Below are 13,580 nucleotides of genomic sequence, written 5' to 3' on the forward strand. Positions count from 1 at the left end.
AACGACGCCGTCCACCACCACGCGACGGTGCTGCTCGCCGCAGTAGACGAGTGGCAGTGAGACACCCGCCGCTGCGACCATGCGGCAGTGAACGCACGTCTCCCTGACGGATGGACGATCGAGCGGATCCGCTTCGTGTCAGGCGACGTCAAAGCGGACCTGCTCTCGCTTGAACGACTCCTGGTTGTCGAACAGCACGGTTCGGCCGACTACGACGACCTCCAGCCTGACGTCATCCCGTCCTTCCATGACCGGTGCCTTGCACGTGCCGACGGCGACTGGTTCATGGGGCAGCTCGACGCCGACGGCTCAGTCATCTGCTGGGCTTCCTACGGCCCTGACCTAGCTGAAGCCGTCCGTGGGTTGTGAGACGTCAGACAGCGAGCTCGATCATTTTCTCAACACGCCCTAGTTCCTTCCCGCGGTCGATCGGGTGTTTGACGGATCCTCAGCGATGTCGAGTTCACCGAACATCCGACCGAGGGAGTGGGGGGTGAGGGGCCGGGGCCTACCAGGGGCGGGGCGGGCATGCCAGTACGCCCCGGCTCATCCCTGCCCCTCCGGCGCACGACAGCGGCGACGCATGCGCCCCCTCGCGAACCCCCGCGCGCTCTACCGGCGGTCACGGGCAGGGGAAATGATGAACGCACCGCACATGAACCCTGGTCATCCGCATCCTGCCCCTGAGCGGGCAGACCCGCGGCAGAAGGAGCTCACGGTGTTGCTTCTCATATCCCCGGACGGCGTCGACGAGGCGCTCGAGTGCGTCAAGGCGGCCGAGTACCTCGACATCGTCGATGTCAAGAAGCCCGACGAGGGCTCGCTGGGCGCCAACTTCCCGTGGGTCATCAGGGAGATACGCGACGCCGTGCCCGCGGAGAAGCCTGTTTCCGCCACCGTCGGAGATGTGCCGTACAAGCCGGGCACGGTGGCCCAGGCGGCGCTCGGTGCGGTCGTCTCGGGGGCGACGTACATCAAGGTCGGGCTGTACGGATGCACGACGCCGGAGCAGGGCATCGACGTGATGCGGGCCGTCGTGCGGGCGGTGAAGGACCACTGTCCCACCGCGCTGGTCGTCGCCTCCGGGTACGCCGACGCCCACCGCGTGGGGTGCGTCAACCCGCTGGCGCTGCCGGACATCGCGGCCCGCTCCGGTGCCGACGCGGCGATGCTCGACACGGCGATCAAGGACGGGACGCGCCTGTTCGACCATGTACCGCCGGCGATCTGCGACGAGTTCGTGCGCAGGAGCCACGATTCCGGTCTGCTCGCCGCCTTGGCGGGCAGCGTCCGGCAGGAGGACCTGGGGCCGCTGACCCGGATGGGGACGGACATCGTGGGCGTCCGCGGGGCGGTCTGCGAGGGCGGCGACCGCAACGCCGGGCGGATCCGGCCGGACCTGGTGGCGGCCTTCCGGGCCGAGATGGACCGCCAGGCTCGGGTGTGCGGCAACGGCGCCCGGGGCGCGCACTGACCCCCGGCGCGGGGGCGCCCGCACTCGGGGGCGGCACCGGCGGCGGGGCAGCGACGCGCTTCACCGTGGTCGATCCGGCCACCGGGGATGTCGTCGGCGAGGCCCCGGACCTGGGGCCGGATGCGCTGGACGGTGTCGTGGCACGTGCAACGGAGGCGTGGCGGGGGTGGCGCGCCGACTCCGCCGCCCGGTCCGCCGCGCTGCTCCGGGCCGCCGACGCCGTGGAGGCGGCCGGCGACGGACTCGCCCGGCTCCTCACCCGGGAGCAGGGCAAGCCGCTGGCCGAGTCGGCGGCGGAGGTCGCCCGTACGGCGGCTCGGCTGCGGTACTTCGCCGGCCTCGCCCCCCGGACCCGCAGGGTCGACGACGGGCGGCCCGTACGCAGCGAGGTGCGCTGGCGCGCGCTCGGGCCGGTCGCGGCGATCGTGCCGTGGAACTTCCCGCTCCAACTGGCGGCGGCGAAGTTCGCGCCGGCCCTCGCGGCGGGCAACACGGTGGTCCTCAAGCCCTCGCCGTACACCCCGCTCGCCACCCTGGAGCTCGGACGGGTCCTCGCCGACGTGCTGCCGGAGGGCGTGCTGACCGTCGTCACCGGGCGCGAGCCGCTCGGTGCCCGGCTGGCGGCCCATCCGGGCATCCGGCACGTGACCTTCACCGGCTCGGTGCCCACGGGCCGCGCCGTCGCCGCGGCGGCGGGTCCCTCGCTCGCGCGGATCACGCTGGAACTGGGCGGCAACGACGCCGCCGTGCTCCTCGACGACATCGACGTGGAGCGGATCGCGGAGCGCCTGTTCTGGGCGGCGTTTCGCAACTGCGGCCAGGTCTGCATGGCGGTCAAGCGCGTCTACGCTCCCGCCGGGCTGCACGCGCGGGTCGTCGACGCCCTCGCCCAGTACGCGAAGAGCGTCGTCGTCGGGCCCGGGCTCGCCCCGGGGACCCTGATCGGTCCGCTCAACAACGGCCCGCAGCTCGCCCGGGTGGAGAGCGTCACGGAGCGGGCGCTCGCGGAGGGGGCCAGGGCGGCCGCCGGCGGGCATCGGCTGGACGGGCCGGGGCACTTCTACGCGCCGACCGTCCTCACTGACGTCCCGCCGGGGAGCGCGGTGGTGACCGAGGAGCAGTTCGGACCGGTGCTGCCCGTACTGCCGTACCGGAGCGTGGACGAGGCCGTCGAGGCGGCCAACGGCACCGGCTTCGGGCTCGGCGGCTCCGTCTGGGGCACCGACCTCGACCGCGCCGAGGAGGTCGCGGACCGGCTCGAATGCGGCACCGTCTGGATCAACCACCATGCCGAGCTGTCCCTCGCCCAGCCCTTCGCCGGCATCAAGGACAGCGGCGTCGGCGTCGCGGGCGGCCCCTGGGGCCTGTACGGCAACCTGCGCCCGTTCGTCGTCCACCGGCCCGGGGAGGGATGGGCATGAGGTTCCGAGCGGCGGTACTGCGCGCGTACGAGGAGCCGTTCACCGTCGAGGAGGTCGCGCTGCGCGCGGATCCCGCGCCGGGTGAGGTGCTGGTCGCCGTGGCGGGGGCGGGGATGTGCCGCACCGATCTCGCCGTCCGGCGGTCCGCCGGCCGCAGCCCGCTGCCGGCGGTCCTCGGGCACGAGGGCGCGGGGGTGGTGGTGCGGTCCGGCGGCGGGCCCGACGCGGCGGTCGGTGTGGGTGACCACGTGGTGCTCTCCTTCGACTCCTGCGGCCGCTGCCGGAACTGCCTCGGCGCGGCGCCCGCCTACTGCGACTCCTTCGCGTCGCTCAACCTCTTCGGGGGGCGCGGCGAGGAGCCGTCCCGGCTCACCGACTCGGCCGGGAAGGCGCTGGCGCCGCGCTGGTTCGGCCAGTCCTCGTTCGCCGAGTACGCGCTGGTCCCGGCCCGCAACGCCGTCCGCGTCGACCCGGCGCTGCCGATCGAGCTGCTCGGTCCGCTCGGCTGCGGCTTCCTCACCGGCGCCGGAGCCGTACTGAACACCTTCGGCGCGGGACCCGGCGACACCCTGGCCGTCCTCGGCGCGGGGGCGGTCGGCCTCGCCGCCGTGATGGCCGCGGCGGCGGCCGGCGTACGGACCGTGGCCGTCGACCGGCACCCCCGGCGGCTCGCCCTGGCCGAACGGTTCGGCGCGGTCCCGCTCGACGCCACGAGGGCCGGGCTGACCGAGCGGATCCGCCGCCTCACCGGCGGCGGTGCGCAGTACGCCCTGGACACCACCGCCTCCCCCGCGCTCATCAACCACGCGCTGCACGCCCTGCGCCCCACCGGCACCCTCGGCCTCGTCGCGCGCCTCCACTCGCCGCTCGCCCTCGAGACGGGCACGCTCGACCGGGGGCGCGGCATCCGGCACATCTGCGAGGGCGACGCCGTGCCCGCACTCCTGGTGCCCCGGCTGACCGCCCTCTGGCAGGCCGGACGCTTCCCCTTCGACCAGCTCATCCGCACCTACCCGCTGTCCGCCGTCAACGAGGCCGAACGCGACTGCGAGTCCGGCCTCGTGGTCAAGCCCGTGCTGCTGCCGGAGCGCGGCCTCGGGTGACCGGGCGGGTGACCGGCCGTGGGCCCGGCCAGCCGGGCGGGCGGGCAACCTGTGGGCGGGCAGCCCGTGGCCGGTCAACCCATGGTCGACCAACCCGTGGCCGACCGAAAGACGCCACCCCCGACGGCCCCATCAGCTCGCCGACCCCCACTTCCATTCCCGGCAACGGAGGACACATGGACACCACCACCACGGACGCCGGGGCGGAGACGGAGGGCGTGGACGGAGGCGTGGGCCTGACCGCGCTCCTGGTCGCCACGGCGCGGGCGATCGAGACCCACCGCCACGACAGCCTCGCCCAGGACGGCTACGCCGAGCACTTCGTCCGTGCCGCCCCCGCATGCGCGGGGTGGCCGGTCCGCGCCGAGCAGGTCTCGGGCGGGGACTGCAACCACCTGTGGGGGAGGTTCGCCCGGTACTTCGGGCTGCGGACACGGGTGCTGGACGACTTCCTGCTGCGATCGGTCCGCCGGGGCGCCCGACAGGTGGTGCTGCTGGGCGCGGGCCTGGACACGCGGGCCTACCGGCTGGACTGGCCGTCGGACCTGGTGGTGTACGAGGTCGACAGGGCGGGCGTGCTCGCTTTCAAGGAGGGGGTGCTCCAGGATCTGTCGGCCGCCCCTCGGGTGAAGCGGGTGACGGTGCCGGTCGACCTCCGCGCGGACTGGGTCGCGGCGCTCACCTCGGCGGGGTTCGACCCGTCGGTCCCGAGCGTCTGGCTGGCGGAGGGCCTGCTGTTCTACCTGCCGGGCGCCGCCGAGACACTACTCGTCGACTCGGTGCACCGGCTGGCCGCCGACGGCAGCGCCCTCGCCTTCGAGGCCAAGCTGGAGAAGGACCTGATGGCGTATCGCGACAGCCCGATCTACTCGGCGACGCGGGAGCAGATCGGCATCGACCTGCTGCACCTCTTCGACCACGGGCCGCGGCCGGACTCGGCGGGCGCCCTGCGGGCACGCGGCTGGTCCGTGTCGATGCACACGCCCTTCGAGTTCAGCCGACGGCATGGCCGCGGACCGCTGCCCGAGCCGAACGACGCGCTGGAGGGGAACCGGTGGGTGTTCGCCCACAAGCCCCGGCCGTGACGGAGGGACCGCCACCCATTTGCGGTGGTCCAGGAGCCGCAACGGCCGGGGCCGTCCTCCCGCATGGGCGTACGTGCGGGAGGACGGCCCCCGTCAAGGCAGCGGGCCGGGCCGGTCAGACCGCCTGGACGGCGACGAGCTGGTCGCCGGGGATCCCGGCCTTGTCCGGCGCGTAGTAGTCCACGATGCCGGCGTCCCAGATGCCCACGGTGATGCGGTCCTCGGCATCCGGGCCGAAGGCGTCGAAGAGGGCGTGGATGTTCTCCTCCCCGAAGCCGATCGCCGTCATCAGGGAGAGGAAGAGCGGCCGCTCGATCAGCCCGTCGCCGTCGGGGTCGCCGAGCGCGGACAGCGAGCGTGCGAACTCCTTGATCGTGGGGCCGAAGCGGTCCGGGTCGAGCACGAACGGGCGGAACTCCTCGACCGTGATCACACCGTCGTCGTTCGCGTCGAGCTCCGCTGCGAGGATCGTCCACCAGCGGCGGAACGAGGCCCGGAGCGCCTCCCTGGCCGCGCCGTCCGAGGCGGTCGCCACGTCCAGGACCCGTCCTGTCATGAGGTCGAAGTCGTCGGAGTCGATGACCCCGTTGCCGTTGGCGTCGAAGAGGGAGAAGACCAGCTCGACCCGCTGGGCAGCCTCAGTTCGCATGTCCGTCACCTGTCTTCAGAGGCCCGTCGGTCCCGGGCCTGGCTCAGTGCGTGCTCCTACGTAACGGCGCCGCGAGGCAGCCGTGACGGCCGACGGCGCTGCGGTACCGGAAGGGGTGAGGGGTGTCATCGGAAGGGCGGTGACCGCGGCGAGGTAGCCGTCGATTTCGGAGGCCGGGGAGTTGGCCATGGCCTCGGGGCCAGGCGCCGGACCCTCCCCGTTCAAACAACTGCACGGGTCGCCTGTGCATCTCCCACTCACTGATGCGTTCGGGCGTCGCCGGACAGCGGGTACGGCTAGGTTCAGGGGCAGGCTCTCACCAGGTGCCACGAAGGCACTCCGCGCTGTCGTTGCGAGCAGGCGAGCGCTGCTAGCAGGCAGAACACACAGGTGTCGTCCGAACGCCGTGTCTCGCTACCGCAGGTGTTCACGTGGACCCTCCGCTTGCAGGACCACGTCCAGCACCCGTGCCCGGGTCGGCCGCGTAGGAATGCGAGAAGCACACCATGTTGGCGTCGCCCGTGCGTCCGCGACGGTCCCCGCCCGGACTCGGCGGCCGGTGAACTCCTCAGGCAGCTCGGCGAGCCAGCCGTTTGCCGGCTCCAGCTCCCCCACTCCGCACCACCACGCCCACCCTTTCGGGAGGGGAGCGGAGAGGTCACCAGACCCTAGGTAGGTGTGCGCAGCGGGCGCGGCTCGACCATCCGGGGGGCTCCTGCCAGTGGCGGCTGCCCTTCGCCGTCCAATTCAGACTGGGACAGATCCAGGAGTTCGGCGATCCGCCGCTGAGGGTGTCCATCCCGTACGTGCTCACGCTCACCGTGTGCACCGAGGTAGCCGCGGTCCTGACCATCGGTCTGGCACGGGGTTGGGGGAGGTCACCCGCCCTGGATTCCGCTCATCGGCGGCCAGCGTGTCCCGCCGCTGACGGCGGTGGTGCCCTTCTTCACGTCGCCAATCTCTTCGACCACCAGCACCGCCTGGTCGTCGTGCAGATGGTCCGCTACGTAGCCGCGCACGTCGTCGCGGACGGATCGGCCTCCCACCTCGCCTAGCCGAGCGGGTGCTGCATCCCGTCTGGGGGGGTGCGTCTCCCCCACCCATTCGGCGATGGTCCAGCAGTTCTTGCGCGGGAGATCGGATAAGAGGCCGAGCGCCAGCCGTCAGGCCCGACGGCGAGGGTCGACTCGCTTGAAGCGGCCTGCGATCCGGCTCATGAGGCCCTCGAAGTGACTCCTCCCAGCGGGCGGGGTCTACGCCTGGCGCCGAGGCCCGCGCTTGATCATTGACTGTCCACACAGCAGCCAATGATCAAGTCCGGCCTCATTCTCGTTCCCGCCACCGAACCCAGTAGTCGACCCCGTCGACCCGGTAGCGGTCCCCGCCGTCGAACCGCCACTCGGCAACCAGCAGCTTCGCGTCTGCAGGCGCTTGGCGGTGCGGGGTGAGCAGTACCGTCAGCTCGTCATACCGGGGATCGATACCTCCATGCCCGGGATGGCGCTCGATCCCGGCGGATCCAGCTTCGTAGGCGAGGTTCCACGCGATGAAGATCGTCCACTGTTCGCGCTCCACCGCGGCCAGGGTCCCATCCGCCGGCCACACGAAGTACTCATCCGGGGCAACCGAGAAGTCCACGTCGTGGCACTGGAAGTAGTGGGGTACCCCATCGACGTCGACAAGCCCGTCGCGGGGACCGTCATACCAGTCCAACTCGGCGTGTACGTGCTCGAATCCGTCGGCGACCAGCTGCCGTTCGTCCCAGATCTCACCCACCCGTGCAGGCTACCGGCGACAAGCCGCGGAATGGACGTGAAGATCGCGATCTACGGCTGGAGTACTGAGCCCCGGATGAATCCGCAGCCGACGACGCCGACGATACCAAGTGGGCCTCACACCAGGCAGTATGGGCGGCGTGATCAACGAAGGGAACACGGGCTTCACGCTCCTGCGGGGAGCAACAGGGTTCTTTGTGGCGAAGGACAGTCCTCTTCCGGATACCGACCTGCGGGCGCTCCGAACCGCTCTGTATGCCGCTGCCCGAGCCGTCGAGGGCCGCGTGGGTGAGATCGAAGTTCAGGAGTACCCCCGGAGCTTCCATACCGCGTCAATCGTCCATCGCACTGGAGAGAGCGTCATCCTGTGTCACGCCCACTATCCTTGGATCGCCTTCGCGGAAGAACGCCTGGATTGGTTCACAGGAGAGTTCCTCTCCCCTCCATCGTGGGCCTCCGCCTTCGTTGAAGCAGGTTTCGCGGTTCTGAGTAGCGAGCAGCTCGCCACACCCCTGTCCGACATGGACACTTCAGTACTGACACAGACTGAATGGCGCTTCATTCGCTCCTACGGCATCACCACGTTGGGCGGAACGCTCTTCAACGCATGGGCTTGATTACCGGAACGCGGCGGACCTGCGGACCGGCGCCGGGTGGCGGGAGACATGGATGCTCCCTCAAAGCCTCTCGGCTCTCCCCCCCGTTCCGCGAGGGCCCGGGCGGGGTGGATCCTGGTCCGCAGCCACGGTGCGTGCGGGACGGGCACAACCCGGAACCCGGGCCCCCGCAGCGGGGCAGGGCAAGCACGGCGGGAGCGAACGCGGATGCCCGGCGGCTGGGCGACAAGGGCCCGGCGCCGGGCGGCAGTGCGCTCGGCCAGCACCGGCTTGAGAGCACCGGACCTGTGCGCGCGGCCGCGGCGGGCCGGGCATAGGTTCGTCCGCTGCCGAGTACCGGCGGTCGACGGCTCGCTCGCCCCTGCTCGACTGCTCAGGCGGGGAGAGTGGCGGTCAGGAGCCAACCGGTGCTGCGGAGTCGTACCGCGCCCTCGGTCTCGTGAGCGGCGAGGTTCTCGGTGAGGCGGCGGCGTGCGTGGGCCTGGGTGTCGGGGTCGACCGCGCTCAGGAGGTGTCGTCCGGGGCCGGAGTCGAGGAGGAAGTCCGCCGCCTGCTGGGCGGTGCGGCCCCATGTTCCGTGCGCCTGGATGCGTTCGGCACTCACCTCGTGAAGTCCTGCCGCGCGGAGCAGGTTGGCGGCCTTGTCGGGGTCGGCCAGGGAGAACATTCCTGGTCCGTCCGGGGCTCCGAAGTCTCCGATCGGCAGGATGTCCCTGAGCGCGGTGAGCGCGGTCAGCCAGTCGTTCGCTTCCGGTTCCGCCGCACTCAGGAAGGCGATGCGTCCGCCCGGGCGGAGGGCGGAGGCGATGTTGGCGAACGCTGCGGCGGGGTCGGTGAAGAACATGATGCCGAAGCGGCTGATCGCGACGTCGAAAGCGGCTTTGGGCAGGTCATGGACCTGGGCGTCGCCGTGTGTGAAGGCGATGTTCGTGGTGCCTTCTGCGGCGGCGACGGCGCGAGCCTGCTCAAGCATCGGGCCGGAGAGGTCGAGGCCGGTGGCCTGGCCCCGCGCCGCGGCCTGGGCGGCCAGGCGCGTGGTCGCGCCCGCGCCGCAGCCGATGTCGAGGACGTGGTCCGTCGGAAGGATCGCGGCGGCCTCCAACAGGGGCTCGTTGAAACCGGCGTTGACGGCGTTCCATCGGTCGTGGTGGGCGGCCCAGTGCGTGCCTTCGTAGCCGTTCCAAGCCTGCGCCTGGGCGGTGTTCGCGGTCTGCTGCATGCGAGATGACCTCCGGTCCGGTTGATGTCGGCCCTAGTATGGGCGTACGCCCAAACAGTATGGGCGTGCGCCCATACTTGCAATGTCCTTTTCCTGGGAGGAAGTTGATGTCACCGCGCGGAGTCGCCATCGAAGGCTTGCGGGAGCGCTTGTTCGCCGCTGCCGAGCGTGTCCTCGCCCGGGACGGAGCCGCGGCTCTGACCAGCAGGGCCGTCACCGAGGAAGCCGAGTGCGCCAAAGGGGTGCTGCACACGCACTTCGCCGGATTGGACGAGTTCGTCGCGGAGCTCGTTCTGCACCGGTTCGCGGCGGCCGCCGCGCTGTCGGAGGACCTGCCCTCCCTAGCGGGTGCCGGGTCGGTGGAGGACAACCTCGGTCAGGTGGCCGCGGCGGTGCTTTCCCTGGACCCCGGGCTGGTCGGGCTCGTGGTGACCCGGCCGCTGGCCGCCCAGCGCGTCCGAGATGCCTGGCAGGCCGGCGCCCCGGGGTTCACCGCGATCCAGGAGGCGGTCAGCGGCTACCTCCGGGCGGAGCAGGAGATGGGGAGAGTCGCGCGACCCTTGGACGTGGAGGCCGTGGCCCTCGCGCTCGTCGGGACGCTGCACCACCTCCTGATGACCGGGACCGCCGACTCGGGGCCGGGTTCTCGGGGCCAGGTCGAGCGGCTCATCCGTACCCTGGTCCTCACGGTGTGACAGCCGGCTGACGCTGCGGCCGACGGCGCCCGGGCGGCACCGTTCGGGCGGGCGGGCCACGGCAGCGACCCACGGCGCGACGGCACCCTGGGCCCGCGCCGTACCGGAGACGGACGTCGGGCAGGTGGGCGGCGCGGCCCGGACAGCCCGCCCCTCCCCCGGCGCCCGTACACCCGGCAGACACCTTCCCCCGGACGGCGGATGGCCGACGGCGGACGGCGGACGGCGGACGGCACTGCAGCGGCAAGGCGGGGGGCGGTACCTGCCGGGGCCGGCGGCGACGACACGGCAGTTGGAACCGTGACGGGGCCGCCCCCGGGGCGAGGAGGCGGGCAACGGACGTCGGCTCCGCCGCGACGAGCCCCGGGCTGACGAAGGACGTCGGCACAGCGGCCCCGGCAGCGCCGGTGACCAGCAGCAGCGTCGGTGGCGTGCAGACCGTCCGGACCTCCCGCCGTCTGCCCCCTCCCCCGCCTGCGGGGCCGACGCAGCCGGCACCCGACGCGCGGCGGGGCGTGCCCACGCCCGAGATCCGCCGACCGCCCACCGGATCGCTATATCTTCCGAGGGCAGGACGGCGACAACCACGTCGCACTCGACCGTAAGGGCCGCCACCGTGACCGGACGCATCACCGAGCCCCCAGCGAGCCCGAACCGGCACGAGACCGTGGGCGAGGCACGCTGGCCGATGGCCACGGCCGTCGTCGTCGCCATGGCGCTGACCGTCCTGCTTCCCGACGACCTCCGTCTGGCGCCTCGCTGGGTGATCCCGGCCGTCGAGGGACTGCTCCTGATCGCGCTCATCGCCGGTGACCCGGGCCGGATCGACCGCCGCTCGACGGTACTGCGCGCCATGTCGATCGCCCTGGTGGGCGTCCTCGCGCTCAGCGCCGTCTGGTCCACCGTCCAGCTCGTCGACGACATCCTCAAGGGCGGCAAGGAGACCGCCTCCGCCACCAGCCTGCTGCAGTCGGGCACCACCGTGTGGGCGTGTACCGTTCTGGCCTTCTCGCTGCTGTACTTCGAGCTCGACTGCGGCGGGGCCGCCGCCCGAGCCCACCGCATGCCCCGCACGCCCGCGCTCGCCTTCCCTCAGCAGCTCAACCCCGAAGTGGCGAGCGCCGGCTGGCGGCCCCGCTTCGTCGACTACTTCTACCTCGCCCTGACCAACGCCACCGCGTTCAGCCCGACCGACGTGATGCCCCTGGCGCCTTGGGCCAAGATGGCCATGGGCGTCCAGTCCCTCGTCTCCCTGCTGATCCTCGGGCTGGTCGTCGCCCGCGCCGTCAACGTACTCGCCTGACTCGCGGTCACCTTCACATGCTCTCGGCCCGGCCGCGCGGCCAGAGCCGACACGGCAGCGCTACGGCCGGCGGAAGACGGGCACGGGCGAGCCTCGGCACGGCGGACGGACGACGACAGGGCCAGAGGGCCCGGCAGGAACACGACGCCCGGGCATCGGCGTCGGTCACGTAATCGCTGCACAGTGGACTGCGATCGATTGCCGTATTCGAATTCAATATTCGATGGGCGCACAACCAGACCGCCAAGCGGCACGAACACCGGGGTGTCGACGTACCCGTGCGCCGCCTTCAACCGCCTTGACCTCCTACAGCTGGTCTCCCCTGCCAGCCGGTTCCGGAGGGTGCGTCCCGCCACCATCCTTGATGTCCTGATCGCAGGTTCGCCTGTCGTAGGACTGGTCGTTGGGGATCAACAGCACCTCGGCGACCTGGTCAGGGTGCTCGACGGAGAGCCAGTCGTCCCCTGCGAGGGGGCCATCCGGCCCGAACGCCTGGGACGAATAGACCGTCCGGCACCCCAACGCCATGCGCTTCTTGTCGACGGCGCAGGCATCCACCGCGGGACCGGATATCTCGTCGGCACCGTCGAAGCGGTAGCGGAAGTGGACCTTGTCGCCTTCAGAGGGCACCTGCGGGTGGGGCTCAAGGCGCCAGTCAACGACCTCGGCGGTGACGCCGAGAGGCCGCCCGGACGCGTTCTCGACCTGCACCCTGACACCGGCCTCACCGCGCTTGGCCGTCGTATCGGTACAGCTCCAGAGGGGCGAGCAGCCGGACAGGGCGAGAACCACCAGAACCAACGGGGCACCGGCGAGTACCCGTGCGGGGAACACCGAGAGGACCTCCGGTCGGGGTGGGGCGGAGCAGTGTATCCCGCTGCCGTCCCGGAGCAGATCGATCAGATCGACCAGGCCGACGGATGCATCCGCAGCCGATGGACCGGTGCCACCACGCCCAAAGAGCCTTCGCCGAGCTCGTCCGACCGCATGCGCAGGCTCCGCAGCGGGGCGGTGCCCGCAGTGGCCGATTAGAGGCGAACGAAAGTTCGCATTTGCATACCCCCTGGAGGTATGGGGAACGGCTTGAACATGGACAAGATGAACTGGCACCTGCAAGGCGAGTGGTTCGACGTCTGCAGCTGCTCGCTGCCCTGCCCCTGCACCTTCGCCCAGGCACCCACGAACGGCGCCTGCCTGTTCACCCTTGTGTGGCAGGTCCACGAAGGGCACTTCGAGGATGTGCGCCTCGACGGCCTCGCGGTCGTCGCGCTGGGCGAGTTCGCCGGCAACATGTGGGAGGAGAACACGGACGCGCGGATGAGCGTGATGTTCTACATCGACGCCGGGGGAACCCGTGCGCAGCGCGACGCGCTGGAAGAGATCTTCCGGGGCAACGTCGGCGGATGGCCCGGCACCTTCGGCTCGCTGATCGGGGAAGTGCGTGAGGTGCGGTACGCCCCGATCACCTTCGACGCCGCCGAGGACCTGGCGTACTGGCGTGCGACCGTGTCCGACCAGGTGAGCGTGGGCGCGAAGGCACTCACCGGCCCCACCGGCGACCCGACTCGGCGCGTCCAGCTGATCAACGCTCCGGGAGCGGAGGTCGGGCCGGGACAGGTGGCGACGTGGGGCGTCGTGCAGGCGGACCGGGCCGAGGGGTTCGAGTTCTCCCGCCCGTACCGCGGCGGGTCGAGCAAGCACTTCCCCTTCGACTGGCGGCCCGAAGCCTGAGCCTGCGGGCGCGGGACCGGCCCGGACGACGGACCGCTCCCGCGCCTCGGGATCACTCGTTCACGCTCCCGCACCAGGATGCCGAGTTGTCATCCGGGAGGGCTCTTCGAGTCTCGATGCCGTCGACCTGGACGGGCGGAGCGGCGTGGTGGCGCTGTCCGTCTCCTTCTGGCCCGCCGGTCCTGTGCCTCGCCGACACTGGCGAATGGCGAGGGGGTGCATCGGTCAAGTGGACGGCCATGTGCTCGGCCCACAGCCAGGAGCGGGCGGCGGCCCGGGTGCAGGCAGGCCGCGGCACGTCGGTGTCGGTGTCGGTGTCGGTGTCCACGAACTGGGCCTGTCCAGCGTGCGCTCGGGCCCGGTTGACGACCGCGCGGTGCTCGCCGTTCGTACTTGCGTCGCTCGCGGCCCGGTTGCGTGAGCAACACACTGAATCGACGTGGCCGCACGGAGCCCCTCGGGCCGTTCGGCGGGCGCGGACCTCATCAGTTCCTTAAGGCTTCCTGAT

The 13,580-nt window shown here is 71.4% G+C and carries 13 protein-coding genes and 1 pseudogene; 9 read left to right on the forward strand and 5 right to left on the reverse strand.

The features are described 5' to 3' along the window. Positions 1–87: 87 nt before the first annotated feature. The 5 genes from AB0Q96_RS23275 (at position 88) to AB0Q96_RS23295 (ending at position 5,083) form a co-directional block, all read left to right on the forward strand. Complete coding sequence (locus AB0Q96_RS23275; RefSeq protein WP_365328409.1) at positions 88–369, forward strand: hypothetical protein; 282 nt, start codon at positions 88–90, stop codon at positions 367–369. A 349-nt stretch (positions 370–718) separates the two neighbouring features. Further along, complete coding sequence (locus tag AB0Q96_RS23280) at positions 719–1,474, forward strand: (5-formylfuran-3-yl)methyl phosphate synthase (RefSeq protein WP_365328411.1); 756 nt, start codon at positions 719–721, stop codon at positions 1,472–1,474. 65 nt (positions 1,475–1,539) lie between these two features. Further along, complete coding sequence (locus AB0Q96_RS23285; RefSeq protein ID WP_365328842.1) at positions 1,540–2,895, forward strand: aldehyde dehydrogenase family protein; 1,356 nt, start codon at positions 1,540–1,542, stop codon at positions 2,893–2,895. Next, positions 2,892–3,998: an NAD(P)-dependent alcohol dehydrogenase gene (locus AB0Q96_RS23290; RefSeq protein WP_365328413.1), complete on the forward strand. Its 1,107-nt coding sequence runs from the start codon at positions 2,892–2,894 to the stop codon at positions 3,996–3,998. The genes AB0Q96_RS23285 and AB0Q96_RS23290 overlap by 4 nt, the downstream gene beginning before the upstream one ends. 176 nt (positions 3,999–4,174) lie before the next feature. Next, a complete protein-coding gene (locus tag AB0Q96_RS23295; protein ID WP_365328415.1) occupies positions 4,175–5,083 on the forward strand; it encodes a class I SAM-dependent methyltransferase in 909 nt (302 codons plus the stop codon). Between the two features lie 115 nt (positions 5,084–5,198). Here AB0Q96_RS23295 and AB0Q96_RS23300 read toward each other — a convergent pair whose 3' ends face one another. The 3 genes and pseudogenes from AB0Q96_RS23300 to AB0Q96_RS23310 all read right to left on the reverse strand — a co-directional run bounded on the left by AB0Q96_RS23300 (position 5,199) and on the right by AB0Q96_RS23310 (position 7,508). Next, positions 5,199–5,732, reverse strand: coding sequence for an EF-hand domain-containing protein (locus tag AB0Q96_RS23300; RefSeq protein ID WP_365328417.1), 534 nt, complete (start codon positions 5,730–5,732; stop codon positions 5,199–5,201). A gap of 935 nt (positions 5,733–6,667) precedes the next feature. Continuing rightward, positions 6,668–6,892: pseudogene (locus AB0Q96_RS23305) on the reverse strand (transposase); the annotation flags it as partial. Between the two features lie 163 nt (positions 6,893–7,055). After that, complete coding sequence (locus tag AB0Q96_RS23310; protein WP_365328419.1) at positions 7,056–7,508, reverse strand: hypothetical protein; 453 nt, start codon at positions 7,506–7,508, stop codon at positions 7,056–7,058. Between the two features lie 130 nt (positions 7,509–7,638). Between AB0Q96_RS23310 and AB0Q96_RS23315 the strand changes: the two genes are divergently transcribed. Beyond that, positions 7,639–8,124, forward strand: a complete 486-nt coding sequence (locus AB0Q96_RS23315; RefSeq protein WP_365328421.1) for a hypothetical protein — start codon at positions 7,639–7,641, stop codon at positions 8,122–8,124. A 373-nt stretch (positions 8,125–8,497) separates the two neighbouring features. Here AB0Q96_RS23315 and AB0Q96_RS23320 read toward each other — a convergent pair whose 3' ends face one another. Beyond that, positions 8,498–9,343 carry a methyltransferase domain-containing protein gene (locus AB0Q96_RS23320; RefSeq protein ID WP_365328424.1) on the reverse strand — a complete coding sequence of 282 codons (846 nt, stop codon included), beginning with the start codon at positions 9,341–9,343 and terminating at the stop codon, positions 8,498–8,500. A gap of 107 nt (positions 9,344–9,450) precedes the next feature. Between AB0Q96_RS23320 and AB0Q96_RS23325 the strand changes: the two genes are divergently transcribed. Both AB0Q96_RS23325 and AB0Q96_RS23330 read left to right on the forward strand, forming a co-directional pair. Further along, positions 9,451–10,038: a TetR family transcriptional regulator gene (locus AB0Q96_RS23325; RefSeq protein ID WP_365328426.1), complete on the forward strand. Its 588-nt coding sequence runs from the start codon at positions 9,451–9,453 to the stop codon at positions 10,036–10,038. A 616-nt stretch (positions 10,039–10,654) separates the two neighbouring features. Then, positions 10,655–11,341 carry a hypothetical protein gene (locus tag AB0Q96_RS23330; protein WP_365328428.1) on the forward strand — a complete coding sequence of 229 codons (687 nt, stop codon included), beginning with the start codon at positions 10,655–10,657 and terminating at the stop codon, positions 11,339–11,341. 306 nt (positions 11,342–11,647) lie between these two features. Here the strand turns inward: AB0Q96_RS23330 and AB0Q96_RS23335 are convergent, their stop codons facing one another. Beyond that, complete coding sequence (locus AB0Q96_RS23335; RefSeq protein WP_365328430.1) at positions 11,648–12,175, reverse strand: hypothetical protein; 528 nt, start codon at positions 12,173–12,175, stop codon at positions 11,648–11,650. 255 nt (positions 12,176–12,430) lie between these two features. Here AB0Q96_RS23335 and AB0Q96_RS23340 point away from each other — a divergent pair, with 255 nt between their 5' ends. Next, on the forward strand, positions 12,431–13,072 hold the full coding sequence (locus tag AB0Q96_RS23340) for a DUF1326 domain-containing protein (protein ID WP_365328432.1): 642 nt from the start codon (positions 12,431–12,433) through the stop codon (positions 13,070–13,072). The last annotated feature ends 508 nt before the right edge of the window (positions 13,073–13,580 follow it).

Source organism: Streptomyces sp. NPDC093111 (assembly GCF_040683955.1).
Taxonomy (GTDB): Bacteria; Actinomycetota; Actinomycetes; order Streptomycetales; family Streptomycetaceae; genus Streptomyces.

Coding starts and splice junctions, on each gene's coding strand:
- AB0Q96_RS23290 (WP_365328413.1), top strand. CDS start 2,892: ATGAGGTTCCGAGCGGCGGTACTGCGCGCGTACGAGGAGCCGTTCACC.
- AB0Q96_RS23295 (WP_365328415.1), top strand. CDS start 4,175: ATGGACACCACCACCACGGACGCCGGGGCGGAGACGGAGGGCGTGGAC.
- AB0Q96_RS23300 (WP_365328417.1), bottom strand. CDS start 5,732: ATGCGAACTGAGGCTGCCCAGCGGGTCGAGCTGGTCTTCTCCCTCTTC.
- AB0Q96_RS23315 (WP_365328421.1), top strand. CDS start 7,639: ATGGGCGGCGTGATCAACGAAGGGAACACGGGCTTCACGCTCCTGCGG.
- AB0Q96_RS23320 (WP_365328424.1), bottom strand. CDS start 9,343: ATGCAGCAGACCGCGAACACCGCCCAGGCGCAGGCTTGGAACGGCTAC.
- AB0Q96_RS23325 (WP_365328426.1), top strand. CDS start 9,451: ATGTCACCGCGCGGAGTCGCCATCGAAGGCTTGCGGGAGCGCTTGTTC.
- AB0Q96_RS23340 (WP_365328432.1), top strand. CDS start 12,431: ATGGACAAGATGAACTGGCACCTGCAAGGCGAGTGGTTCGACGTCTGC.